Annotated in this window: 17 protein-coding genes and 1 pseudogene; 10 read left to right on the top strand and 8 right to left on the bottom strand. The window is 71.2% G+C overall.

The annotated features are described in order from the left end of the window. The coding region (locus tag ACFTZC_RS36625) for an SUKH-4 family immunity protein (RefSeq protein ID WP_382897585.1) at positions 1-1,682 on the top strand (1,682 nt) is incomplete at its 5' end. Between the two features lie 179 nt (positions 1,683-1,861). Next, on the top strand, positions 1,862-2,719 hold the full coding sequence (locus ACFTZC_RS36620; protein ID WP_382897582.1) for a cellulose-binding protein: 858 nt from the start codon (positions 1,862-1,864) through the stop codon (positions 2,717-2,719). Between the two features lie 22 nt (positions 2,720-2,741). Here ACFTZC_RS36620 and ACFTZC_RS36615 read toward each other — a convergent pair whose 3' ends face one another. Next, a complete protein-coding gene (locus ACFTZC_RS36615; protein ID WP_382897595.1) occupies positions 2,742-4,325 on the bottom strand; it encodes an MFS transporter in 1,584 nt (527 codons plus the stop codon). Positions 4,326-4,827: 502 nt separating this feature from the next. Between ACFTZC_RS36615 and ACFTZC_RS36610 the strand changes: the two genes are divergently transcribed. Together ACFTZC_RS36610 and ACFTZC_RS36605 are read left to right on the top strand one after the other, a co-directional pair. Continuing rightward, a complete protein-coding gene (locus ACFTZC_RS36610) occupies positions 4,828-5,616 on the top strand; it encodes an ABC transporter ATP-binding protein (protein ID WP_382897580.1) in 789 nt (262 codons plus the stop codon). Further along, positions 5,613-8,195 (top strand): ABC transporter permease, encoded by a 2,583-nt coding sequence (locus ACFTZC_RS36605; protein ID WP_382897577.1) that lies wholly within the window; start codon positions 5,613-5,615, stop codon positions 8,193-8,195. The genes ACFTZC_RS36610 and ACFTZC_RS36605 overlap by 4 nt, the downstream gene beginning before the upstream one ends. A 93-nt stretch (positions 8,196-8,288) precedes the next feature. On the opposite strand, the gene ACFTZC_RS36600 is transcribed toward ACFTZC_RS36605, so the two are convergent. Next, positions 8,289-8,486, bottom strand: a complete 198-nt coding sequence (locus ACFTZC_RS36600) for a DUF397 domain-containing protein (RefSeq protein WP_382897575.1) — start codon at positions 8,484-8,486, stop codon at positions 8,289-8,291. A gap of 13 nt (positions 8,487-8,499) precedes the next feature. Next, on the bottom strand, positions 8,500-9,354 hold the full coding sequence (locus ACFTZC_RS36595; RefSeq protein WP_382897572.1) for a helix-turn-helix domain-containing protein: 855 nt from the start codon (positions 9,352-9,354) through the stop codon (positions 8,500-8,502). A 188-nt stretch (positions 9,355-9,542) separates the two neighbouring features. Between ACFTZC_RS36595 and ACFTZC_RS36590 the strand changes: the two genes are divergently transcribed. Then, on the top strand, positions 9,543-9,878 hold the full coding sequence (locus ACFTZC_RS36590; RefSeq protein ID WP_382897569.1) for a hypothetical protein: 336 nt from the start codon (positions 9,543-9,545) through the stop codon (positions 9,876-9,878). A gap of 45 nt (positions 9,879-9,923) precedes the next feature. On the opposite strand, the gene ACFTZC_RS36585 is transcribed toward ACFTZC_RS36590, so the two are convergent. From ACFTZC_RS36585 to ACFTZC_RS36570, 4 genes are all read right to left on the bottom strand, one after another. Beyond that, positions 9,924-11,054: a methyltransferase domain-containing protein gene (locus ACFTZC_RS36585; RefSeq protein ID WP_382897567.1), complete on the bottom strand. Its 1,131-nt coding sequence runs from the start codon at positions 11,052-11,054 to the stop codon at positions 9,924-9,926. A gap of 221 nt (positions 11,055-11,275) precedes the next feature. Beyond that, positions 11,276-13,426: an ATP-binding protein gene (locus tag ACFTZC_RS36580; protein ID WP_382897565.1), complete on the bottom strand. Its 2,151-nt coding sequence runs from the start codon at positions 13,424-13,426 to the stop codon at positions 11,276-11,278. A gap of 285 nt (positions 13,427-13,711) precedes the next feature. Continuing rightward, positions 13,712-14,344 carry a DUF6879 family protein gene (locus ACFTZC_RS36575; protein WP_382897562.1) on the bottom strand — a complete coding sequence of 211 codons (633 nt, stop codon included), beginning with the start codon at positions 14,342-14,344 and terminating at the stop codon, positions 13,712-13,714. Further along, positions 14,337-14,606: a hypothetical protein gene (locus ACFTZC_RS36570; protein ID WP_382897593.1), complete on the bottom strand. Its 270-nt coding sequence runs from the start codon at positions 14,604-14,606 to the stop codon at positions 14,337-14,339. The genes ACFTZC_RS36575 and ACFTZC_RS36570 overlap by 8 nt, the downstream gene beginning before the upstream one ends. 348 nt (positions 14,607-14,954) lie before the next feature. Between ACFTZC_RS36570 and mfd the strand changes: the two genes are divergently transcribed. The 5 genes from mfd to ACFTZC_RS36545 all read left to right on the top strand — a co-directional run bounded on the left by mfd (position 14,955) and on the right by ACFTZC_RS36545 (position 24,729). Continuing rightward, positions 14,955-18,503, top strand: coding sequence for a transcription-repair coupling factor (gene mfd, locus ACFTZC_RS36565; RefSeq protein ID WP_382897559.1), 3,549 nt, complete (start codon positions 14,955-14,957; stop codon positions 18,501-18,503). 742 nt (positions 18,504-19,245) lie between these two features. Further along, the gene (locus ACFTZC_RS36560) at positions 19,246-20,532 is read left to right on the top strand and encodes a serine hydrolase domain-containing protein (protein WP_382897556.1); all 1,287 of its coding nucleotides are present in this window, start codon (positions 19,246-19,248) and stop codon (positions 20,530-20,532) included. Between the two features lie 57 nt (positions 20,533-20,589). Next, positions 20,590-22,797, top strand: a complete 2,208-nt coding sequence (locus ACFTZC_RS36555; RefSeq protein ID WP_382897553.1) for an MMPL family transporter — start codon at positions 20,590-20,592, stop codon at positions 22,795-22,797. Positions 22,798-22,832: 35 nt separating this feature from the next. Then, complete coding sequence (locus ACFTZC_RS36550) at positions 22,833-24,050, top strand: sensor histidine kinase (RefSeq protein ID WP_382897551.1); 1,218 nt, start codon at positions 22,833-22,835, stop codon at positions 24,048-24,050. Further along, complete coding sequence (locus ACFTZC_RS36545; RefSeq protein ID WP_382897549.1) at positions 24,043-24,729, top strand: response regulator; 687 nt, start codon at positions 24,043-24,045, stop codon at positions 24,727-24,729. Before ACFTZC_RS36550 ends, ACFTZC_RS36545 begins: the two co-directional genes overlap by 8 nt. 30 nt (positions 24,730-24,759) lie before the next feature. Here the strand turns inward: ACFTZC_RS36545 and ACFTZC_RS36540 are convergent. Further along, positions 24,760-24,997 (bottom strand): annotated as a pseudogene (locus ACFTZC_RS36540) (LuxR C-terminal-related transcriptional regulator); the annotation flags it as partial. Between the last annotated feature and the right edge of the window lie 369 nt (positions 24,998-25,366).

Raw genomic sequence — 25,366 nt, 5'->3', positions numbered from 1 at the left:
GGGATGGCTTGATCCGGGTGCTTAGACTTAGCCAAGCTCCGGGTGCCCCGGGTGCGCCCGGTGCGAGTTCCGGCAGCGGTGACATCGCCGACGCCGCGACGAGCAAGGCCGCCGTGCCGCCGCGTGGCGCGCGCGGCGGCGGTGCCGCGGTGCAGCCCCCGCCGCCGCCCGGCGCGCCGGGTGTCCCGGGCGGCACCCCGCCGCCCGCCCCGCCGGCTCCGTCGCCGTCGGGTCCGGGGACGCCGGGTGCCCCGGCCGGTGGCTATCTGCCGACGCAGCTCGCGCCGAGCATCGGCTCCAACGTCCCGCGGCCGCCCGGTCCGCCGGGCGTCCCCGGCACCCCGCCCGGTACGCCCCCGGGTACGCCTCCCGGCACACCCCCGGGCGGCGTGCACCACGCGGCCACGATGTTCGCGGACCCGAGCCAGGGCGGCCAGACCCCGCTCGCGGGCCCGCCCGGCGCGCCCCGGCCCCCGGGTCCGCCCGGCGCTCCCGGAGCCCCTGGTGCTCCGGGCGCCCCCGGTACGCCGCCCGGCGGTGTGCACCACGCCGCGACGATGCTGGCGGGACCGGGGCAGCAGGGCGGCCCCGTACCGCCGTCGGCCGCCCAGCCGCCGGGCCCGCCCGGCATGCCGCCGGGGATGCCGCCGGGCGCCCCCGGTCCCGTACCGCCGGCGGCATACGGCTACCCGCCCCAGCCGTCCGGGCTGCCGACCGTCGGCCCGGGCTACCAGGCCGTGCTGCGCTACCGCGCGCCCGACGGCTCCGAGGCGCAGATCATCCGGCGCTCCGCGCCCGGCACCCCGCACCCCGAGTGGCAGATCCTGCACGAGCTGCGCGGGATGAACGTGCCGCCGCAGCAGGTGCTCGAACTCCACACGGAGCTGGAGTCGTGCGAGCTGCCCGGCGGTTACTGCGCGCGGATGATCCGGGAGACCTGGCCGCAGGTCCGGATCACCAGCGTCGCCCCGTACGGTCAGGACCACGCCAGCCGGCAGCAGGGCATGCAGCATCTCCTCACCCACCAGGGCGAGTTGCACCAGGTCGCGGACGGTCCCGCGCGCCCCGCGCCGGTCCGGGCGCCGCTGCCGCAGGTGGCGCCCGCGCCGCCGGTGCCGCCGGAGGGGATCGCACAGGAACTGGCGGCGGCGTTCGGGCCGCAGGGCATCTGCCGGTTCGACCAGCGCGCCGTGTCCCGGCAGGGCGTGCCGGACCTGGTGGCGCGCACGCTGGTGTGGGCGGGGCTGCCGGCCGACTTCGGGCCGTTCTTCTGGGCGCAGCCCCCGCAGCCGGTGGTGCCGACGCTGGCCGAACTGGCCGCGCAGCGGCAGGTGCAGCCGGCCTCGGACGCGGGCTCGTACCTGGTGATGGGCAGCGACTTCGGGCGGGCGCTCTGCGTCCAGTACGGTACGGCGCACATCATGGCCGTACCGGTGGAGGCGGGGCCCGGCGGGCAGCCGGTGGCGCCGCAGTTCGTGAACACCGGGCTGCCGGAGTTCACCCGCTCCCTGGCGCTGCTGGGGCGGATGTGGCGGCTGCGCTACGGGCTGACCCCCGAGCAGGCGGGCCGCTGGACGGTCGACTTCCAGGCGCAGCTCGCGGCGCTGGACCCGGCGGCGCTGTCGTCGCCGGAGAACTGGTGGTCGGTACTGCTGGAACAGATGTGGGACGGATTGCTGTGACCGTTCGTTAGAACAGAACGCGTCGGCGGATGACCGAGGCGCCCCCCCCCGGGGGGGGGGGGGCGCCTCGCTGTACCCGATCCGACCCTGACTTTTGTGGCTGTGTGACTACATGACTGTGTGGCTTGCCCCTGAGGGGCTTCAAGATGGGTGGTGCACCGTTGTCGGATCATGGCTTCGTGCCCGTATGGGGTCGTGGTTACCGTCCCGAACAGGTCGACCGGACGTACGCCGAACTCTTCAAGGAGCGCGACGACGCCCGGGAGCGGATCGTGCGGCTCACCTCCCAGGCCGAGCAGTTGGCGGGCGAGGCGGAGCTGCTGGCGGCACGGGTCGCCACGCTGGAGCAGCCGACGTACGAGACGCTCGGCCGGCGCGCCCAGCAGATCCTGGCGCTCGCGCGGCAGGAGGACGAGACCCTGCGGGCCGAGGTGCGCGAGGAGTGCGCGGCGGTGATCGCGGCGGCCGAGGCGGTGGCGGCGGACATCCGCGAGGCGGCGCGCGCGCAGGCCGACGGCATACGGGCGGCGGCGGAGGCGGACGCCGACCGCGTGGTGGGGGCGGCGCGGGACGCGGCTGACGCGAAGCGGAGCGAGGCCCGCGACGAGGGCGCGGAGCACCGGGCGGAGGCGGTCGCGGAGCTGGACGAGGTGCGCCGGCGCACGCGGCGGTTGATCGAGGAGCTGGAGCAGAAGCACACGGAGCGGCTGGCGGCGACGGAGCGGGAGTCCACGGCGCGGGAGGCGGCGCTGGAGGCCGAGTCGGCCGAACTCGTCGCGCAGGCGCAGGCGAAGCTGGTGGAGGCGCAGCGCGGGCTCTCGGCGGCGGGGGAGCAGGCGCGGCACCGCCAGGAGGACGCGCAGGACCAGGCGAGCGAGCTGATGGCCCGGGCCCGGGCGCGGGCGGACTCGGTGGCGAGGGACACGGAACGGCAGATACGGCTCCACGAGGAGGCGCGCGAGGAGATGCGGGCGCACATGGCGCACGTACGGAACAGCCTGGCGGCGCTGACGGGGAGGGCGCCGACGGAGGAGTGACGGCCCCCGTGCGCGGCGGCCCCTAAGGACCCTGCTGGTCGGCGGGCGCGTCCGGGATCACCGGGAAGCGGCGCGGCGCGAGGAGGAGCAGGACGAGAAGGGCCAGCGCGCCCGCGACCGCCGCGCCCACGAAGACATGGTCGACCGCCGTGTCCATCGCCCGGCGCAGATAGTCGGCGGCCCCGGCGCCGAGGGACGCCGGGTCCTCCAGGGCCTGCGCGACACCGTCCACGTCCTGGGGCAGCCCGGGCGTGGGCGCGTTCGCGAGCCGCGCGGAGAGTACGGAGTTGGCGACCGCGCCGAACAGCGCGGCGCCCACGCTCTGGCCGATCAGCCGGCAGAAGAGGATGGACGCGGTGGCGGTGCCCCGCTCCGACCAGCCGACCGTCGACTGCACTCCGATGATCAGCGGAAGCTGGAACAGCCCCAGCGCCGCCCCCAGCAGCAGCATGATCAGCGTCGGCTGCCAGGCGTGGCCCGGGTAGGGGAGCAGGGGGAAGGCGAGCAGGACCAGTGTCGCGAGCGAGATGCCGATGACGGCGGTCAGCCGGAAACCGATGCGGTTGTAGACCCGGTTGGAGAGGGCCGCGCTGACCGGCCAGCTCAGCGTCATCGCGGAGAGCACGAACCCGGCGGCGATCGGACCGAGCCCGAGGACGGACTGCGCGTACGTCGGGAGGAAGACGGTCGGGGCGACCATCAGCAGCCCGAGGGCGCCGAGCGCGAGGTTGACGGCCGCGATGGTGGGACGGCGCCAGACCCACCCCGGCAGGATCGGCTCGGCGGCCCGGCGCTCGATGACGACGGTGAGCGCCGCGAGAACCGCGCTGCAGCCGAGGAACGCGAACGACGGCGCGGAGAGCCAGGGCCAGGCGACCCCGCCCTGGACGAGCGCGGTGAGCAGGAGCGCCCCGGTCGCGAAGACGCCCAGGGCCCCCGCCCAGTCGATACGGGCCCGGGCGGCGGGCCGCGTACGCGGGTGGGCCTCCGTACCCGCGTGAGCCTCCGTACCCGTCACGGCCGCGCGCGCCCGGTGGGGCTCGTGGAGGTACCTGATGACCAGCCAGAGCGCCACCGCCCCGACCGGCAGGTTGATCAGGAAGATCCAGCGCCAGTCCGCGTACCCCGCGATGAACCCGCCCACCGCCGGGCCCGCCACGGACGACGAGGCCCAGACCGTCGAGAGCCTGGCCTGTATCTTCGGGCGCTCCTTCAGCGGGTAGAGGTCGGCGGCGATGGTCTGCACCGTGCCCTGGAGCGCCCCGCCGCCCAGCCCCTGGACGACGCGGAAGGCGATCAGGGAGGCCATGTTCCAGGCGGTGGCGCAGAGCAGCGAGCCGATGAGGAACAGGACGATGCCGGCGACCAGGACGGGCTTGCGGCCGAGAGTGTCGGAGAGCTTTCCGTAGACGGGCAGGGTGACCGTGACGGCGAGCAGATAGCCGGAGAACAGCCAGGAGAAGACGGCGAATCCGCCGAGGTCGCCGACGATCTGCGGGACGGCCGTGGAGACGATGGTGCCGTCCAGCGCGGCGAGCGCCATCCCGAGCATGAGCGCGGCGACGACCGGCCCGCGCTTGCCGGGGGTGCGCGGGCCGGCGGGTATCGCGCCTGTATGTCCCGCGTCCTTGTCGTGCTCCGTGTCCTCGGTACTTCCTCCGGCGCTGCTCACAGGATCCCTTCCCCGTACACGTATTTCGTCGGGGACACCTTCTCACCCGCACCTCGGACGGCGGGAGGGGACGAAACGGAGTATTGGCGTCCTCCACCGGCGGGTGTAGTCCCCTAGGGGTATCTCCTTACTTCTGCCCAGGGGCCGTTCGTCCCGGTGGAGGACGTGCGGCCCTTCCCCGCTCCTTAGGTTGTTCTTACGGACACGGCGGCCCCGCCACGGGGCCCGCGCCGGGGGCTTCCCCACGACAGGGGGGTGGGGAAAACCCCAGGCGAAGACTGCGCCGGGCACCACTGCGGCCGACACCCCGGACACACCAGACTCGTCCAGGCACGCGCCGGCGACATCCCCGTAACCACACCCGCACCCGCACCAACATCCACACCTACGCACGCACCAACTCATGCGATGCATCAAGCGATATAGGAGACTTACCGTGACAACGGCTGTGACCATCCCCAAGCACGGGGGTACCGGAGGGCGTACGGCCGTCGCGGCGCGAGCGCGGCAGGTCGTCAAGGCGTACGGCTCCGGGGACACCCGGGTCGTCGCGCTGGACCATGTCGACGTGGACATCGCCCGGGGGGAGTTCACCGCGATCATGGGCCCCTCGGGTTCCGGCAAGTCGACGCTGATGCACTGCCTCGCCGGTCTGGACACGGTGTCCTCCGGCGAGATCCACCTCGCCGAGACCGAGATAACCAAGCTCAAGGACAAGCAGCTCACGCGGCTGCGCCGGGACCGCGTCGGCTTCATCTTCCAGGCGTTCAACCTGCTGCCGACGCTCAACGCCCTGGAGAACATCACGCTCCCCATGGACATCGCGGGCCGCAAGGCGGACACCGCCTGGCTCCAGCAGGTCGTGGACACCGTAGGACTCGCCGACCGGCTCACGCACCGCCCGACGCAGCTCTCCGGCGGGCAGCAGCAGCGCGTCGCCGTGGCCCGCGCGCTCGCCGCGCGGCCCGAGATCATCTTCGGCGACGAGCCGACGGGGAACCTGGACTCGCGGGCCGGCGCCGAGGTCCTCGGCTTCCTGCGCCGCTCGGTCGACGACCTCGGCCAGACCATCGTGATGGTCACGCACGACCCGGTGGCCGCCTCGTACGCGGACCGGGTGCTGTACCTCGCGGACGGCCGGATCGTCGACGAGATGCTGCGCCCGACCGCCGACGCCGTGCTCGACCGGATGAAGGACTTCGACGCGCGGGGGCGTACCTCGTGACCGTCTTCAAGACCTCGATGCGCAACTTCTTCGCGCACAAGGGACGCATGGCGCTCTCCGCCGTGGCGGTCCTGCTCTCGGTGGCGTTCGTCTGCGGGACGCTCGTCTTCACCGACACCATGAACACGACCTTCGACAAGCTCTTCGCCGCGACCTCCTCGGACGTCACGGTCAGCCCGAAGAAGGCCGAGGCCGACGGGGATTCGGGCAGTTCACAGACGGGCCGCCCCGAGTCGCTGCCCGCCGCCGCGATGGAGACCGTACGGAAGGCGGAGGGCGTACGGTCCGTCGAGGGCGCCGTCAGCAGCATGAGCGTGACCGTCGTCGACGACGCGGACAAGGACGTGGGCGGCAGCAACGGCGCCCCGACCATCGCGGGCAACTGGACTCGTAACGACCTGAAGTCGATGCGGATCACCTCCGGCCACGCGCCGCGCGGCCCGACCGAGGTGATGATCGACGCGGACGCCGCCGAGAAGCACGGTCTCGCGATCGGTGACGAGCTGCGCACCATCGCCGTCACGGGCGACATCAAGGCGAGGATCTCCGGGATCGCGACCTTCACCGTCACCAACCCGGGCGCGACGATCGTCTTCTTCGACACCGCCACCTCGCAGCGGGTGCTGCTCGGCGGGACCGGCCGCTTCACGCACCTCAATGTCACCGCCGAGCAGGGCGTCAGCCACGCGCGGCTCAAGCAGGACGTCGCGGCGGCGCTCGGGGCCGGGCCGTACAAGCTCCAGACGCAGCAGGAGGCGGCGGACGCGAACCGTTCCGACGTCGGCTCGTTCCTCGACGTCATGAAGTACGCGATGCTCGGCTTCGCCGGGATCGCCTTCCTCGTCGGCATCTTCCTCATCGTCAACACCTTCTCGATGCTGGTCGCGCAGCGGACCCGGGAGATCGGCCTGATGCGGGCCCTCGGCTCCAGCCGCCGGCAGGTCAACCGCTCGGTGCTGCTGGAGGCGGTGCTCCTCGGGATCATCGGCTCGGTGACGGGTGTCGCGGCCGGGGTGGGGCTGGCCGTCGGGCTGATGAAGGTCATGTCCTCCATCGGCATGGACCTGTCCACGGACGATCTGACGGTGAAGTGGACGACCCCGGTGATCGGCCTGGTCCTCGGCATCGTCGTCACGGTCGTCGCCGCGTACGTACCGGCGCGGCGGGCCGGGAAGATCTCCCCGATGGCCGCGCTGCGCGACGCCGGGACCCCGGCCGACGGGCGTTCCGGGTGGGTACGGGCGGTCATCGGACTGGTCCTGACGGGCGCCGGCGGGGCCGCGCTGCTCCTGGCGGCGAACTCCGCGAAGGCGAGCGAGGGTTCGCTCTACCTCGGCGTCGGCGTGGTCCTGACCCTGCTCGGCTTCGTCGTGATCGGCCCGCTCCTCGCGGGCGGCCTGGTCCGGGTGCTCAGCGTGGCGGTGCTGCGGATGTTCGGCCCGGTCGGCCGGATGGCGGAGCGCAACGCGCTGCGCAACCCGAGGCGTACGGGGGCGACGGGCGCGGCCCTGATGATCGGCCTCGCGCTGGTGGCCTGCCTGTCGGTCGTCGGCTCGTCGATGGTCGCCTCCGCGACGGACGAACTGGACCGCTCGGTCGGCGCGGACTTCATCATCCAGAGCAGCAACGGCCAGCCGATCGTGCCGCAGGCCCAGGCTGCGCTGGAGAAGACGCCGGACATCGCGCACTTCACGGAGTACAAGTGGGTCGAGGTGGCGCTGACCGCCCCGGACGGAAAGACGGAGCGCACCGGCCTGGCGGCGGCCGACCCGTCGTACGCCACGGACCTGCGCCGCGAGACGGTGAGCGGTGAACTGGCGGCGGCGTACGGCAAGGACGCGATGTCGGTCGGCGACGACTACGCCGAGCGGAACGGCGTCAAGGTGGGCGACGAGATGACGGTGGCCTTCAACGGCGGCCGGACCGCGAAGCTGAAGGTCGCGGCGATCACCTCGGACGACGTGAACGTCGACAAGGGCGCGATGTACGTCAATATCACGACCGTGGAGCGGTACCTGCCGGCCGAGCGGGTCCCCAAGAACATGATCATGTTCGCGGCGGCCGAGGACGGCAAGGAGAAGCAGGCGTACGCGGCCCTCAAGGACTCGCTGGCCGGCTACCCGCAGTACAAGGTGCAGAACCAGACGGACTTCAAGCAGACGCTGAAGGACCAGATCGGCCAGCTCCTCAACATCGTCTACGGCCTGCTGGCCCTCGCGATCATCGTCGCGGTGCTGGGGGTCGTGAACACCCTGGCCCTCTCGGTGGTCGAACGCACCCGGGAGATCGGCCTCCTCCGCGCCATCGGCCTCTCCCGCCGCCAGCTGCGCCGCATGATCCGCCTGGAGTCGGTCGTCATCGCCCTCTTCGGCGCGCTGCTCGGCCTCGGCCTGGGCATGGGCTGGGGCACCTCGGCCCAGAAGCTGCTGGCCCTGGAGGGCCTGGGGGTCCTGGAGATCCCCTGGCCGACCATCGCCACGGTCTTCGTCGCCTCGGCCTTCGTCGGCCTGTTCGCCGCCCTGATCCCGGCGTTCCGCGCGGGCCGCATGAACGTCCTGAACGCGATCGCCACGGAGTAGAACGTACGGACCACGCACGCACGTACGGGTACGGTAGTCACTCCGGCCCCGGTGGACGCCCTCCAACGTCCATCGGGGCCGGAGTGCTGCGCGTTACGAGGCGAGGCGGTCGAACTCGCCTGCCTTCACGCGGAGGATGAGGGCGCGGAGGCTGTCCGGCGTGGTGGTGAGGATGGTGTCCGGGGTGTCGCTCTCGCGGAGTTTGATGGTGCCGTCGCCGGTAGCGGCTACGTAGACGCAGTTGGCGGCCTCGCCACTGTGCGAGGACTTCTGCCAGTTGAGGGCCGACACGCGTTTTCCTTTCTCAGATGTCTTGTGCGACCCGGCGGATCAGAGTCCGGGACGCCGCTGGTTTGAGGCTACAAGCCTCCATGCGATCCAGAACGGTCCGGTACTTCACCAACTGCGGTGGGGTGTCAAGGAATGCGGAACCATGATCTGTGTCGAGCTGAACAGTGTCCAGGGCCGGGATGGTGCCGGCCATGTGATGGATGCCCTGCCCGGAACTGGGGAAGGTGCCCGCGCCGAACGGGATCACTCGGATGGTGATGTGTTCCCGTTCGCTCAAGTCCAGGAGGGATTTCAGCTGCGCGCGGGCTACCTCCGGTCCGCCGAAGCCCATGCGCAGGGCGGCCTCATGGATGATCGCTGTCAGTGGAGTCGGATTCTCCCGGTAGAGCACTGCCTGCCGCTTGATCCGGTACGAGACCCGGTGTTCCACATCGGGCGGCGCGAGCGACGGGACCACGTCGCTGATGACGGCATGCGCATGGGCTCGGGTCTGGAGCAGGCCCGGCAGATGGATCACCGCTGCGGTGTGCATCCCGGTGGCGTGGTGTTCCAGTTCGGCCAGATCAAGTGTGTCGGCCGGAAGGATGTCGCGGTACTCCTCCCACCAGCCGCGTGTCCGCCCTCCGGTCATCTCGGCGAGTGCCTCGACCAGGGCCTCGTCCGTACAGGTATAGCTATGAGCCATGGCCCGGACCCGGTCCGCGCTCACCGCGAAGTGCCCCAGCTCGACGCTGCTGACCTGCGGCTGAGAGGAACCGAGGCGCGCGGCAGCCTTGGTGACCGACAGATCCGCTTGCTCGCGGAGCCTGCGCAACTCGGCGCCAAGGCGCCGTTGCCGTACCGACGGTGGGAAAACCTTTCGAGCCATAGCGTTGCTTCACCCGTTCTGATGTATCGGCATTTTTTGCTGTGTGAATAGTATCGTCTCGTCTACTGTGTGTGACAGGCCGCTCCAACCGGTCGCGCCACCAGGCGCCTTCACCCGCCATGCCCAGCCCTACCGGGCAGGCGCGCTCACCCTTCTTGAGACTCAGACAGGGGATTTCCATGACGAGCATGCCGACCGCATCGCCGCAAGAACCCGCACTGGAGCTGGACTTCACCCAGGAGGTGTACGAACTTGTACGCGATACCGCACCCCGGCTCTTCGCCGTCGTGGAGGAGTACCGCCCTGGCACGGACGACGCGGACGCCGTGGTCGTCGCGTGGGGCCTGGCGTACGAGAGCGGGGAGGCCGAGGTCATCCATGTCGGCGGCGTGCGCCGGTGGCGGCTGCCGTCGGCGGAGAGCGTCATGCGGCACTTCCGCCGAACGGAAGACCGTACGCCCCGCCTGGTGTGGCTCGCGCCGCTCGGCGCTGACGCGGGCGCCCGGGAGGGCTGCGCCGCCTGAAACGGGGGGCGCGCGGCCGTATCCGTATTCCGCGCGCTGCCCCGGTTACGGGACGAAGCTCCCCGGCGTATCCAGCCACACCCGTTCGCCGCTGCGCGTGACGCTCAGCCCGGCGCGGTCGCGTTCCGGTCGGCCGTGCTCCTCCCACCGCCGGTAGGAACGTTCCACCTCGTCCCACAGGAAGCGCGGCCCGTACTGGGTGACCACGTACTCCTCGGCCCCCGGGACGTGATCGGCCGCCGCCCAGGACCTTCGGTCGTCCGCCAGGATCCAGAAGGTCGCCTCGCCGCCGCTGTCGTTGCTCCCGGTGTCCGCGTCGACCCTCAAGTGCCAGGCGTCTGGCAGGTCGAGGCCGATGAAGAACAGCGCGTCGGGGTCGCCGTCGAAGGTGAGAGGGGACAGGTCTGTACGCGACTCGACGGCCTCCTCCCGGTGGTGCAGGAAATCGGCGAGATAGCCGCGCTGCGGGCGATTCCGGCGGGTGCGCATGAAGGCGGGGTATCCGGTGAAGCGGCCGTGTGCCTCGCCGTCGGCCACGTCCAGCACGGCGAAGCTGTACGGGAAGAAACTTCCGCCCCAGGGTGCGACGATCCGGCCCGCAGGGGCCTGCTCGACCCAGGCGTACGGGATCTCGGGCACGGTGTACGTCGCGACGATGCGATCGTACGGTGCCCCGTCCGGTCGGCCGTACTCGCCGAGCCCGCAGACCACTTGAGGATGGAAGCCGGCCGCATCGAGGTTCTTCGCGGCTTGCCGGGCCAGTACCGGATCGAGGTCGACGCTGGTGACACGGTCCGAGCCCAGGCGGTGGGCGAGCCAGGCGGCGTTGTAGCCGGTGGCCGCTCCGAGCTCCAGGACGCGTTGCCCCTCCCGTACCTCCAGGAGTTCCAGCATCTCCAGCATGATGCTGGGCATGGAGCTGGACGAGGTCGGCAACTGGTAGGTGCCTTCGGGAGTTTCGAAGCCGTCGTTGACCTGAGTGATGATCTGAAGGTCGTCGTAGACGGCGGCGAGCCACTGCTCCGGGTTCTCGGCCCGGGAAATCACCGAACCTCCTGCCTCGATCGTGTCCGGCAGGAACAACTCGCGCCGGACCGCGCCTACTGTGTCCTCCCATCCGGCGGGGACCGCCCCCTGGGCGGCCAGGATCTCCAGCAGGCGCGCCGGTGTGCTCACGTCAGGTCACTTGTCCTTCTTCTTCGGGGGGTTGGTGACCGGCTTGGTCCATCTGCCGTCGCCTTCACGAGGTGACTGCTTCTTGTCGCCCTCGGAACCGCCCTTGCCATCACCGTGCGTACCCATGCATCGGCTCCTCTCTCGAAGCCTCCCGAACATCTGTAACGCTATGCAGTCTTCCATGTGCTCAACGTCATTGAAAAGACACTCGTTCGGGTACGCTACGACCCCGGCCCGCCCAGCCGCCCCCGCACGGCCGCCGCCCGGGGGTCCTCGTACGGGGCGAGCAGGCGCAGTGCCTGGGTGCGGTGCTGCTGGGCGGCCGTGGGGTCGGCGGCGTCCAGTGCCGTGGCCAGCGCCTCCAGGGCCAGTGCCTCGTGCCAGGTGTCCGCGAGGCCGTGGTGGACGGCGGCGGCCCGGCGGTGGAAGTGGGCCGCCTCGTCCGGTCTGCCCAGAGCCTGGTACGTCTGGCCGGCGCCCAGCCAGGACATCGCCTCGCGGCTGCGGTTGCCCAGTCGGCGGTGCAGGTCGGCGGAGCGCTGGTACGAGACGAGCGCGTCCGCGAGGTGACCCAGTTCGCGTTGGGCGTCGCCGAGGGTGAGGAGCCAGTAGGCCTCGATGACCTGGTCGCGTCGTGCGAGGGCGATGTCCAGGGCCTGTTCGGCCGTACGGAGCGCCGCCTCCGACTCGCCCCGTTCGCGTTGCAGACTGCTCAGCATGCGCAGCGCGTTGCCCTCGCCGCCCGGATTTTCGAGTGCGCGGTGTGCGGCCAGGGCCTCTTGGACGGTGGCAGAGGCTTCCCCCGCGCGCCCGGCGTTGCAGTAGGTCGTGGCGAGGTTCGAGAGGGCGGTGGCAGCCCAGTGCTCGGAACCCACTGTCCGCCAGAGCGCCGAAGCCTGCTCGAAATGGGTGGCGGCTGAGTCCAGTTGGCGACGGCGTAGCTGGATGAGTCCGATCAGGTTCAGCGAGCGGGCCTCACCGTTGCGGTCACCGTTGGCACGGCGAATCGCCAGCGCTTGCCGATGGCAGTCCAGGCTCTCGTCCCATGCGTTGATTCGGTGATGAGCCATGCCGAGGCGCGTGAGGATCAGCGCTTCGGCGGCTGCGTCGTTCACTCGGCGCGCCGAGGCCAGACCGGTGTTGCCCACGGCCAGCCAGTCGGTCATGGAAGCGAAGTGTGGCTGCACCGACCACAGGACCTCCGTCAACTTCCATGCCAGTTCGTCGTTCTCTCCCGCGGCGGTACCGACCGCCCTGAGCAGATTCGTATGTTCGCGCTCCGCCCAGTCCATCGCCGCGTCGTCATCCGCGAAATCCAGGGGCCGGGCCGTCTCGTCCAGTTCCCCCTGTGTCAGGGGCACCGGATCCTGCGCCGGGGCGAGCCTGACCCGCGCCGCCTCCGCGGTGCGCAGGTACCAGATCAGCACGCGGCGGAGCGCCGCCCGCCCGTCCTCCGGCGCTCCCTCCTGGTGCGCGAGCCCCGCGGCGTACGCGCGGAGCAGGTCGTGGAACTGGTAGCGGTCGGGGCCTGTCTGCTCCAGCAGATGCGCGCCCACGAGGGAGTCGAGGAGCTGCCGGGCCCTGACGACGGGCAGCGCGGCCAGCGCGGCGGCGGCGGGCAGGCCGAACTCCGGCCCGGGGTGCAGACCGAGCTGCCGGAAGAGCGTCGCGCCGGGCGCGGGCAGGGCGCGGTAGGACCACGCGAAGACGGTGCGTACGGCCTCGGCCTCCTCCGCGTCCCCGACACTGAGCGCGTCCCAGAGGACGGACTCGTCCCGCAGTTCGGCGATCAGGTCGGTCAGGCGCAGATGCGGATTGCTCGCCGCCCGCTCCCCGGCGATGCGCAGGGCCAGCGGCAGCGCGGCGCACAGTCTGCTCAGCTCCGCGAGCTCACGCAGGTCGTCCTCGGCGCGGTAGCCCGTGGTCACGGCCCGCAGCAGCGCGACGGCTTCCGCCTCAGGGAGGGTGCCGAGGGTCAGCCGTCGCGCGCCGTCGCGTATCGCGAGCCCGGAGAGCCTGCTGCGGCTGGTGACCAGCGTCAGGCAGTGGGCGGAGCCGGGCAGCAGGGGGCGGACCTGGGCGGCGGTGGCCGCGTTGTCCAGCACGATCAGCATCCTGCGGTCGGACAGCAGGGAGCGGTAGTACGCGGCGGCCGCGTCGGGATCCTGCGGTACGGAGCCGGCGGGCACCCCGAGCGCAGGCAGGAAGCCGCGCAGGGCCTCCTGCGCGCTCAGCGGCTGCCCGGGGTCGTAGCCGCGCAGGTTGACGTACAGCTGGCCGTCGGGGAAGCGGTGGCGGACCTGGTGCGCCCAGTGCAGGACGAGCGAGGTCTTGCCCGCGCCCGCGGTGCCCGCGACGACGCAGACCGACACGACGACGGGAGCGCCTTCCTCGGTGGGCAGGACGGCGTTCAGCTCACCCAGTTCGGCGGTGCGGTTGATGAACCGGTGGACGTCACCGGGTAACTGCCGGGGTACGGGGCCCTCGCGTCCTGCCGCGCCCTCGCGTCCCGGGCCGTCACTTCCGGGTGGCGTGTGCCGGTGGAAGTGGACCCCGCCGGTGACGCTTCCGGCCTGGACGACGTCCTGGGACGTTCCCGACAGCTCGTTGTTCGAGCGGTCGGGAACGTCCGACGGGCCGCTGTGCTGATCGATGACTCACTCCGGTTGCGGGACAGGCGCGGGCAGGGAAGCAATTTCACGGGAGAAGAACGAGGCGATGTCCTCACCCGCTTCGTAAAGCGATCGGATGTAATGCTCCCAGTCATGTACCTGCCGCAGGTCGGTGAAGCGGATCGCGCCCAACGGTTTCCCGTTGTCGGTGTAAAGAACGTTGTAGAGCGTCCGGCTTCCCATCACCACGATTTCCGGAAGCTGCCGCGCTTTCTCGGAGTCGGCCACTTTGTCCGCGGTGACGATCCGTACGCGGTTCCCGCCCAGCTCGTCCTGTTGCACCAGTGAGTGCAGTTCCCACTGCACATACGGTGTGATGGGATACTCCACAATACGGACCCGGTGAAATACGTACCGGCGGCGTTCGTTCTCCCGTGCCTTCGCCATGATGGCGCCCCGCCCTTCGGCGAAGAGGCGAAGCGCTTCCTGCCAGTCGCCGTGATGAAGCGCGTCCCTGCTGGGGCTGTTCTGCTCCTCGAAGTACTGCCGCCGCTCCAGCTTCCACGAGGCTCCGTCGTGGATCAGCGCCTGGCGCTCCCTGAAGTCCCGCTTGTAGTCCTTGCTGACGAGGCGCTCACCCAACTCCGGGCTGATTTTCGGTGCCCTCAGATCAAGCATCCGGAATATCCCTTTTCGCGGCGCTGAGCATACTGCCGGGGATCACGACGAGACGTTCGTCGGCCGCCAGGGAGACTCCGGCGGGGAGCTGTGACGAATAGGCCGTCGTCAGATCGCGGCCGATGACCGCGATGTCGCCGTTGTCGAGTCGCCAGATGTCCGGGCAGTCGTCATCGTCCGTCGAATGTCCGAGTTCCTGTGCCGTCCTGCCGAGGCGCCTGTCGAATAACGCGGAAGGGTCCGCTTCCCATGGACGATTCATTCCTGCCCCCGGCGAGAATTTCAGGAGAATTTCAGACGAAAAGGAATAATAAATTTTACGGGGGCCGACTACGCAAAGCAACATCGTCAGGAGGCGAGTTCTCGCCAACGTCCGCCCCGCCCGTACGCCTTCACAGCCGCAGCGGCCGTCCCGGTCGCCCCCGTGGCTCCGGCCCCAGCTCCGGCCGCGGCTGTCGTACCGGCGTCGTACGCTGGAGAACTCCCGGCCCGTGCGACGTGTCGGGCCCTTCGCGTTGCCCGGCGCGAGCGTGCGACTCACCGCACGCACCACGTGAACCGCACCCGCCCCACCCACCACCCACCCATGGACCCGGACGGAACCCCCTTCATGAGCCTGCACGGTCTGCTCGACGCCGTCATCAAGGACGCGGCGCTCGCCGAAGCGGTGAAGGCCGCCACCGACGGTCACCGCACGCATGTCGATCTGGTCGGGCCGCCCGCCGCCCGGCCCTTCGCCGTCGCCGCGCTGGCGCGCGAGGCGGGGCGGCCCGTGCTGGCCGTGACCGCCACCGGGCGGGAGGCCGAGGATCTCGCCGCGGCGCTGCGGTCGCTGCTCGATCCGGACACCGTCGTGGAGTACCCGTCCTGGGAGACGCTGCCGCACGAGCGGCTGTCGCCCCGGTCCGACACCGTGGGCCGACGGCTCGCGGTGCTGCGCCGGCTCGCGCACCCCTCGCCGGACGATCCGGCGGCCGGGCCGGTCAGCGTCGTCGTCTCGCCCGTACGGTCCGTGCTCCAGCCGCAGGTCAAGGGGCTCGGGGAGCTGGTGCCCGTCGCGCTGCGCAGCGGGCAGAGCGCCGATCTGGGGGAGGTGACCGAGGCGCTGGCCGCCGCCGCGTACGCACGCGTCGAGCTGGTCGAGAAGCGCGGTGAGTTCGCCGTGCGCGGCGGCATCCTGGACGTCTTCCCGCCCACCGAGGAGCACCCCCTCCGTGTGGAGTTCTGGGGCGACGACGTCGAGGAGATCCGTTACTTCAAGGTCGCCGACCAGCGCTCCCTGGAGGTCGCGGAGCACGGGCTGTGGGCGCCGCCCTGCCGGGAGCTGCTGCTCACTCCCGAGGTGCGGGCACGGGCCGCCGAGCTCGCCGAGGAACACCCCGAGCTGGGCGACCTGCTGGGAAAGATCGCCGAGGGGATCGCCGTCGAGGGCATGGAGTCCCTCGCCCCGGTCCTGGTGGACGACATGGAGCTGCTGCTCGACGTCCTCCCCGCGGGCTCCATGGCGCTGGTCTGCGACCCCGAGCGGGTACGGACCAGGGCCGCCGACCTCGTCGCGACCAGCCAGGAGTTCCTGGCCGCCTCCTGGGCGGCGGGCGCGGGGGGCGGCGAGGCGCCCATCGACGTCGGCGCCGCCTCCCTGTGGTCCGTCGCGGACGTCCGGGACCGCGCCCGCGAGCTGGGCATGATGTGGTGGTCCGTCTCCCCCTTCGCGGTCGACGAGGAGCTGGGTGACGAGGCCATCACGCTCGGCATGCACGCCCCCGAGTCGTACCGGGGCGACACCGCCCGCGCCCTCGCCGACACCAAGGGCTGGCTCGCCGACGGCTGGCGGACCGTCTACGTCACCGAGGGCCACGGCACGGCGGCCCGTACGGTCGAGGTGCTGGGCGGCGAGGGGATCGCCGCGCGGCTCGACACCCCGGGCGCGCGCTCGGCGGGCGGGCTCGCCGAGATCGCGCCGTCCGTCGTCCACGTGGCGTGCGGCTCGATGGACCACGGCTTCGTCGACCCGGCGCTCAAGCTCGCCGTCCTCACCGAGACCGACCTCTCCGGCCAGAAGGCGGCGGGCAAGGACGGCGCCCGCATGCCCGCCAAGCGCCGCAAGACCATCGACCCGCTGACCCTGGAGCCGGGCGACTACATCGTCCACGAGCAGCACGGCGTGGGCCGGTACGTGGAGATGGTGCAGCGTACGGTGCAGGGCGCCACCCGCGAGTATCTGCTGGTGGAGTACGCGCCGGCCAAGCGCGGCCAGCCCGGCGACCGGCTCTACATCCCGACCGACCAGCTGGAGCAGGTCACCAAGTACGTCGGCGGCGAGGCCCCGACCCTGCACCGCCTCGGCGGCGCGGACTGGACGAAGACCAAGGCGCGCGCCAAGAAGGCCGTCAAGGAGATCGCCGCCGACCTGATCAAGCTCTACTCGGCGCGGATGGCCGCCCCCGGGCACGCCTTCGGCCCGGACACCCCCTGGCAGCGCGAGCTGGAGGACGCCTTCCCGTACGTGGAGACGCCCGACCAGCTCTCCACCATCGCCGAGGTCAAGGAGGACATGGAGAAGACGGTCCCGATGGACCGGCTGATCTGCGGCGACGTCGGCTACGGCAAGACCGAGATCGCCGTACGGGCGGCCTTCAAGGCGGTCCAGGACGGCAAGCAGGTCGCGGTCCTCGTCCCCACGACCCTGCTGGTGCAGCAGCACTTCGGGACGTTCTCCGAGCGGTACGCGCAGTTCCCCGTCTCCGTGAAGGCGCTCTCCCGTTTCCAGTCGGACACGGAGGCGAAGGCCACGCTCCAGGGGCTGCGGGAGGGTGCGGTCGACATCGTCATCGGCACGCACCGGCTCTTCTCCTCCGAGACCAAATTCAAGGACCTCGGCCTGGTCATCGTGGACGAGGAGCAGCGCTTCGGCGTGGAGCACAAGGAGCAGCTCAAGAAGCTCCGTGCCAATGTCGACGTGCTCACCATGTCCGCGACCCCCATTCCCCGCACGCTGGAGATGGCGGTTACCGGCATCCGGGAGATGTCGACGATCACCACACCGCCGGAGGAGCGGCATCCGGTGCTCACGTTCGTCGGACCGTACGAACAGAAGCAGATCGGCGCGGCCGTACGGCGCGAGCTGCTCCGCGAGGGCCAGGTCTTCTACATCCACAACCGGGTCGAGTCGATCGACCGCGCGGCGGCGAAGCTGCGCGAGATCGTCCCCGAGGCGCGGATCGCGACGGCGCACGGGCAGATGGGCGAGGCGGCGCTGGAGCAGGTCGTGGTGGACTTCTGGGAGAAGAAGTTCGACGTGCTGGTCTCCACGACCATCGTCGAGTCCGGCATCGACATCTCGAACGCCAACACCCTGATCGTGGAGCGCGGCGACAACTTCGGCCTCTCGCAGCTCCACCAGCTCCGCGGCCGGGTCGGGCGTGGGCGCGAGCGCGGTTACTCGTACTTCCTCTACCCGCCGGAGAAGCCGCTCACGGAGACCGCGCACGAGCGCCTGGCGACCATCGCCCAGCACACGGAGATGGGCGCGGGCATGTACGTGGCGATGAAGGACCTGGAGATCCGCGGCGCGGGCAATCTGCTGGGCGGCGAGCAGTCCGGCCATATCGCGGGCGTCGGCTTCGACCTGTACGTACGGATGGTGGGCGAGGCGGTCGCGGACTACCGGGCGGCGCTGGACGGCGGGGAGCAGGAGGAGCCCCCGCTGGAGGTCAAGATCGAACTCCCGGTGGACGCGCACGTCCCGCACGACTACGCCCCGGGCGAGCGGCTGCGCCTCCAGGCGTACCGCGCGATCGCCTCCGCGAACACGGAGGCCGACATCACCGCCGTACGGGAGGAGCTCACCGACCGTTACGGCAAGCTGCCGGAGCCGGTGGAGAACCTGCTGCTGGTGGCGGGGCTGCGGATGCTGGCGCGGGCGTGCGGGGTGGGCGAGATCGTGCTCCAGGGCTCCAACATCCGGTTCGCCCCGGTGGAGTTGCGGGAGTCGCAGGAGCTGCGCCTGAAGCGGCTGCACCCCCGGACGGTCATCAAGCCGGCCGTCCACCAGATCCTGGTCCCGCGCCCGACGACGGGCAAGATCGGCGGGAAGCCGACGGTGGGGCGGGAACTGCTGGCGTGGACGGGCGAGTTCCTGACGACGATCCTGGGCTGAGACGGGGAGCGCGGACCGGGCGCCGGGACCGGGCGCCGGGACCGGGCGCCGGGTCCCGGGTGCGGGTGCCCGGTGCCGGTGCCCGCTGCCCGGCCCCGCTGTGACGACGCAGCCTTGTTGGCACATAGGGGCGGGGGTTTTCGCTGGTCCAAAGGTTGTGTCGTTGCGTAGTCGGCAGGGTTGCGGCAGGTTGGTTGGCAAGCCGTCATCACGGGCTGTGATCCGGCTGCTCGATGACCTTGCTGACGTGGACCGGCAGGAGGTCTTTCGGGTGCGTGTAGAAGGGGTGCTCCGGTCGTGCGAGCTGTGGCTGTCGCGTCCGGAGGCGTAGGGGCTTGGGCTTGCCGGCCGCTTCCACTACGCCGCCTTCGCCTTCCTCCTTGGCGTCACCCCCGGGATCCTCATCCGCCGCACTGTCACCGCCATGGCCATCATCCTCGCGGCCTTCGCCGCACTCCGGATCGCCATGCCCCTGTACCCGGCCTCGTTGTGGCCCTGGCCGCCTTCTACGCCTGGTGGATCGGCGGTCCGACCAGCGCCTCGCCGAAAGAGGTCATTCCTTGGAGTGACACCGGCGCCGGATGCTGTCGTCCGGGGGAGTGACGGCGGTGCGGAAATCGCCCGCCAACGAGTGACGATCTTGTGCTGCCGTCCTGGCTGAATGGTTTCCGCGCGGCCGTTGCGCCGCAAGGGAAATCAACCCCAGGAGGAAACGATGGGTCGCCGATTCGCCGGAGAGCGCATGCCCTCCCGACGTGCCTGCTCGGCCGTGTGCGCCGCTCTGACCGCGCTGGCGGCCCTCGCCTGCGTCACGCCGGACGCGGTCGCGCTGACTGACTCCGCGCCGCGGGGCGTCGACAGCAGCCGACCGGCCGGCCGACCGGCCGGAGAGGACGCCGCCGCGCGGCAGTTGGCCGGGCTGATGCAGAAGGAAGTCGACGCGGGCGTGCCAGGAGTGGCGGTGCGGGTGGAACTCGGCAACGGGAGGACGATCTCGCTCGCGCGGCAGGCCGCGTGGACCAGGCGGGACCACAAGCTGTCCGCCCATGACCAGTTCCGGATGGGGTCGAACACCAAGACCATGATCGGTGTGCTGGTGCTGCAACTGGTCGCCGAGCACAAGGTGTCGCTGCAGGACCGGGTGGAGAAGTGGCTGCCGGGCCTGGTGCCCGGCGGCGGGAACATCACGCTGAAGATGCTGTTGAACCACACCAGCGGCCTGTTCGACTACATCAACGATCCCGGCATCCTCGCCCGGGTGACCGGTGCGGACACGTCCTCGGTGACGCCGGAGGAGTTGCTGGCGGTCTCGGCGCAGTACCCGCCGCTGTTCACACCGGGCGCCGAGTACGCCTACAGCAACACCAACTATGCGGCACTGGGCCTGGTGTTGGAGAAGGCGACCGGCCAGGACCTGGCAACGCTGCTGCAGCGTCGGATCATCCGGCCGCTCGGCCTGCACGACACCTACCTGGCCACCAGCGGGGCGTCCCGGGACGGCGACAAGCTGGCCGATGGCTACGAGCCGGATGCCGAGCACCTGGCGCCGCTGCTGCCACCGGAGGCGCCCAAGGGCACCGCGTTCGCCGGCCCCGCCCGGGGCGACCATGTGCTGGTGACCTCGCTCAACCCCGAATGGGCGTGGGCCGCCGGCGCCATCGTGTCCACGCCGGCCGACGAGCAGCGGTTCCTGCGGGCGCTGGCGTTCGGCAGGCTGCTGCCGCCCGCGCAGCTCGCCGAGATGAAGACGACCGTGGTGGAGACGCCCGGTGACCCGGACAGCGCGCGGTACGGGCTCGGTATCGAGAGGTACCTCAGCCCGTGTGGACCGGTGTGGGGGCACACCGGCGCGGTTCCCGGCTACTCCAGCCAGAACTACACGGACGAGACCGGGAAGCGCTCGGTCACCGTGGTGGCCACGACGCTGTTCGGGATGCGCGCCGAGGGTGTGGGCGCCGCGGACCGGAAGGTGGTCGACGCCGCGGTCTGCACCATGCTCGGCAAGTCCCTTCCGGCAGACGCCAACTGACGCCAACCGGAAGAGGAGGCGATCATGGAGCGCCGGACGGCCACAATGGAACCCCCGATGCCCAGGGCGCAACGCCCGATGGTGACCGTGCGGATCGCGCGGTGGAGCGCGACACACCCGTGGCGGGCGATCGTCGGCTGGGTGCTGTTCGTCGCGGTCTGTGTCGCGGTGGGCGGTGCGGTCGGCACGAGGACGGCCGACGCGGACTTCTCGTCGGGGGAGTCGGGCCGCGCGGCGGAGATCGTGGACAGCGGCCGGTTCTCCGACCCGGCGGTGGAGAACATCCTGATCAGTGCCCGTTCCGGCGCCCTGGACGAGACGGTCGCCCGGCGTGCCGCCGCCGACATCACCGCACGCCTCAAGGCGCTGCCCGCGGTGGCGGAGGTCCAGTCGGCCGTCCTCGCGCCGAACGGGTCGGTGCTGCTCGTCCAGGCGGAGATCGCGGGGCCGGTCGACGACGACGGAGACCGCGTCCAACCGCTGCTGGACGCGACGGCGACCGTCGCGAAGAGCTACCCGGCGCTGCGGGTGGAGGAGGCCGGCGACGCCTCGATGGACAAGGCGCTGAACAGCCGTATCCAGGGCGACTTCCACAAGGCGGAACTCATCAGTCTTCCGGTCACGTTGGTGATCCTGCTGGTGGCCTTCGGCGCGCTGGCCGCCGCCGGTGTCCCGGTGCTGCTGGCGCTGTCGTCGGTCGGGGCGGCGATCGGGCTGTCCGCGCTGGCCTCTCTCCTCGTGCCGGCCACCGACGTGCTGGACAGCGTCATCCTGCTGATCGGGATGGCGGTCGGGGTCGACTACTCCTTGTTCTACCTGCGGCGGGAACGCGAAGAGCGGGCCAAGGGCCACAGCGGCGTGGACGCGGTCGAGATCGCGGCGGCCACCTCCGGGCACGCGATCGTCGTCTCCGGCCTGGCGGTCACGGTCTCCATGTGCGGCCTGTTCATCGTGAACGGCTCGACGTTCCACTCGCTGGCGACCGGCGCGATCCTGGTGGTGGCCGTGGCGGTGCTCGGCTCGGTCACGGTGCTGCCCGCGCTGCTGTCCAAGCTCGGACGCCGGCTCGACCGGCCGCGCGTCCCGCTGGTGTGGCGGCTGGCCGCCCGGCAGGAGGGCGAAGGCCGCTTCTGGCCGGCGGTGCTGCGGCCCGCTGTGCGGCGCCCGAAGGCTACCCTCGCGGTCGCCGTCACCGGACTGCTGGCGCTCGCCGCCCCGGCGCTGGGCATGAACCTCAAGTTGACCGACGACGCGGACCTGCCCCGCTCCATCCCCATCATGCGGAGCTACGACCGGCTCGCCGACGCCTTCCCGAGCACCGGCTCCTCCTTCCGGATCGCGGTCCGCGCCCCGGCCGGGGAGGCGGTCCGGGTGCGACAGGCGCTCACCGCACTGGGCGAACGCACACAGCGGGACCCGCTGTTCGCGCACGACCGGCAGCCGCACTTACGGACCTCGGCGGACCGTACGGTGTCCGTGCTCGACGTGGGCGTGCCGTACACGGCGGGCAGCGACAAGGCGACACGGGTACTGGAGGACATACGGCAGCGACTTGTCCCGGAGGCGCTGTCCGGGCTGCCGGGCGCGCAGTACGCGGTCGGCGGCTGGATCGCGATGAACGCCGACTTCAGCTCCGACGTGGCCGACGCCATGCCCTGGGCGATCGCATTCGTGCTCGTGCTCACCCTCGCCGTGCTGCTGGCCACCTTCCGGGCACCGGTCATCGCCCTCACCGCGATCGCGCTGAACTCGCTGTCCGCGGCGGCCTCGTACGGGCTGCTGACGCTGGTCTTCCAACACCACTGGGCGGAAGGCCTGTTGGGCTTCCGGTCCAACGGCGGGATCGTGACCTGGCTGCCGCTGTTCCTGTTCGTGGTGCTCTTCGGGCTGTCGATGGACTACCACGTCTTCGTGGTGAGCCGGATCGAGGAGGCGGTCCGCGACGGAATGCCGAACCGGCAGGCGGTCGCGCGCGGTATCACCACCTCGGCCTCCACCGTGACCAGCGCGGCCGTGGTCATGGTCGCCGTCTTCTCCATCTTCGGCACCCTGACCACCCTGGACATGAAGCAGCTCGGAGTCGGACTCGCCGTGGCGATCCTGCTGGACGCCACGATCATCCGGGCCGTGGTCCTGCCCGCCGCGATGGTCATGCTCGGCGAGTGGAACTGGTGGACGCCACGACGCCTGCGCCGCGAACAGCACGCGGTGCCGGAACGGCTCCCTGCCGCCACCGCGAACGTCGGCTCCGATTACGGGAATTGACCATGCCGCGAGAGATCGCCGCTAGGGTCGGACGGGTGAGGGAGTACTCCAGCTGGTGGCGTTCCGGCTGGCGCCCCCGGGGTGTCGACGCCGGGCTTGTCGTACTGACGCTGTGCGCGCCGTTGCTGATGCAGTCCAGCGCGGATGTGTCGGCGCGGGCCTGGTGGTTGCTGGCCGGCTGCGAGGTGGTGGTCGCGGTCGTCCTGCCGCTGCGGCGCAGGCTGCCGGTGGCCGTGTTCCTGGTGATCACCAGCGCCCTGGTGACCGGGGTCGTCTGGGGCGCTGCCGTGGGTGTGCGGCTGTCCCTGCTGGTCTACCTGTCGCTCGCCGTCGCCCTCCACAGCGTGGGCAGCTACTGCACGAGCCGGCCGCGCACCTGGCTGGCAGTGCTCGGCGGTGGCGCGGTGGTCGCCGTCGGGAGTTGGATCAACCACATGACCGCCTTCTCGGCGGAGTACCAGGGCTCTTCGGATGTGTTCGCCGTCCTCGCCCCGATGCCGTTGGCCTGGGCCACCGGGTTCGCCGCCCGCATCCACCGCGCGAACCTCGCGGCGACCGAGCGGCGCGTCGAGGACGTACTGGGCGAACAGCGGTTGCGTGAACAGCAGGCCGCGCAGCAGGAACGGGTGCGGATCGCCCGCGAGATGCACGATGTGGTCGCGCACTCGCTCACCCTGCTCGTGGTGCGCGCGGAAACCCTGCGCGCTCGCGGCGGCGAGCTGCCGGAGTGGGCGCGCACCGAGACCGACGGGCTCGCCCTCGCGGGCCGTCAGGCCGGCGGCGAACTACGGGACCTGCTGCGGGTGCTGCGCGGTCCCGACGACGCGGCGCCGCTGCAACCGATGCCCGGTCTCGGCGATCTGCCCGACCTGCTGGACCGCAGCCGGGCCGCGGGCGCGCGCGTGGACGCGCGGATCGAGGCGGAGGCGGACGCACTGCCGCGCCCGGTACAGCTCACCGTCTACCGCATCGTGCAGGAGTCGCTCACCAACGCGCGCCGCCACGCACCGGGCGCGCCGGTCCGAGTCACCGTCGCCGAGGAGGCTGGGCGGTTGCGCTGCGAGGTGGTCAACCCCCGGCCGGCGGAGCCCGCCCCGGCCGGCTGGGGCACCGGTCTGGGACTGGTCAGCATGCGTGAGCGGGTCGACACGTTGGGCGGCGAGCTGCGCGCCGGACCGACCGGCGAGGGCGGCTTCCAGGTGGTGGCCACGCTGCCACTGAGCCCCATGACACGGGACGCCGCCGGTGTCTGAGCTGATCACCGTGCTCGTCGTGGACGACGAGCGGATCATCCGCGACGGCCTGGCCGTGATACTGGACAGCCAGGAGAACATCACCGTGGTCGGCACAGCCGGGGACGGCGAGGAAGCCGTCGAGGTGTGCGTCCGGCTGAAACCCGACGTGCTGATGCTGGACATCCGCATGCCGCGCGGGGACGGGCTGTGGACGCTGGCCGAACTGGCCCGGCGCGGCATGCTGGGGCCCTGCCGCACCCAGGCGCTCATACTGACCACGTTCGACCTCGACGAGTACGTCGACCAGGCGCTCGCCGCGGGCGCCGTGGGATTCCTGCTGAAGAACAGTTCCTACGAAGAACTCGCCGCCGCGGTGCGCGCCACGGCCGCCGGGCACAGCGCGCTCAGTCCCGCGGTCACCCAGCGGATCATCGCGAGCCACCTCGCCACCCGGCAGCGGCCGGACAACGGCGACCTGACCCGGTTGGCCGACCTGACCCCACGGGAGCGCGATGTGCTGCGCCTGGTGGGCGACGGGCTGAGCAACGCGGAGATCGCCGTCCGGCTCGTGGTCAGCTTGCACACGGTGAAGACGCACGTCAGCCGCGTACTGGCGAAAACCGGATGCCAGAGCCGCGCACAGGCGGCCGTACTGGCCCGTCGCGCAGGGAACCCACCACCGCCCCGGACGGAGTGACACTGTACGGACGCTGCCACCAGCGGCGCCTCAGGTCACCAGCCCTCGACGGCAAGCGTGGACGACCGCCTGGACGCGAGCGCGGAGCGCGAGTTCGGCGAGGACGCGTGACTGACACAAAGGTCCTGACGGGCTCCTGGCTGATCAGGAGCGCCACGGTGATCTCGCTGGGGGAGAGGCTGTCCGCGATGAGGCGAAGGACCTCAAGTTCGCGCGGGGGCAGCGGAATGTCGTGCCGGGTGTCCACGGCGGGCCGGATACGGCCGCGATCCACCCCGAGGACGTCATCAACCATGCCGAGACCCGGGAGCGCGCTGTCCCGACTGCCCGCCGGCCCACGCGCTCGACCAGGCCGAACTGCTGTACGCCGCCTTGCGAACACCGACACCGACCGAGGAGAAAGCGTCATGGCCACCGCGACCGCCCGTTCGCCGCCCGCACCGTTCTCAGGGTCGGCCACGGCGCGTCGCAGCTCAAGCGTCTGCCTGACCACCGCGGCGAGGCCGTCGCGTTGCTGCGTCGCGCGATCGAGCGAGTCCCGCTGCCACGAAGTCCCCATTGGCCCGATATCGGAACCAACGTGGTCCGGGCCGTCACCACACCCCGAGCCGGACACCCTGACGAACCGCCAGGCCAC

Origin of the sequence: Streptomyces sp. NPDC056987 (genome assembly GCF_042673865.1) — a bacterium.
Lineage (GTDB): Bacteria > Actinomycetota > Actinomycetes > Streptomycetales > Streptomycetaceae > Streptomyces.
The sequence above is the reverse complement of the archived record's forward strand: the minus strand, read 5'-3'. Positions and strand labels throughout refer to the sequence as shown.

Coding starts and splice junctions, on each gene's coding strand:
- ACFTZC_RS36595 (WP_382897572.1), bottom strand. CDS start 9,354: ATGGCTCGAAAGGTTTTCCCACCGTCGGTACGGCAACGGCGCCTTGGC.
- mfd (WP_382897559.1), top strand. CDS start 14,955: ATGAGCCTGCACGGTCTGCTCGACGCCGTCATCAAGGACGCGGCGCTC.
- ACFTZC_RS36560 (WP_382897556.1), top strand. CDS start 19,246: ATGCCCTCCCGACGTGCCTGCTCGGCCGTGTGCGCCGCTCTGACCGCG.
- ACFTZC_RS36570 (WP_382897593.1), bottom strand. CDS start 14,606: ATGAATCGTCCATGGGAAGCGGACCCTTCCGCGTTATTCGACAGGCGC.
- ACFTZC_RS36590 (WP_382897569.1), top strand. CDS start 9,543: ATGCCGACCGCATCGCCGCAAGAACCCGCACTGGAGCTGGACTTCACC.
- ACFTZC_RS36575 (WP_382897562.1), bottom strand. CDS start 14,344: ATGCTTGATCTGAGGGCACCGAAAATCAGCCCGGAGTTGGGTGAGCGC.
- ACFTZC_RS36555 (WP_382897553.1), top strand. CDS start 20,590: ATGCCCAGGGCGCAACGCCCGATGGTGACCGTGCGGATCGCGCGGTGG.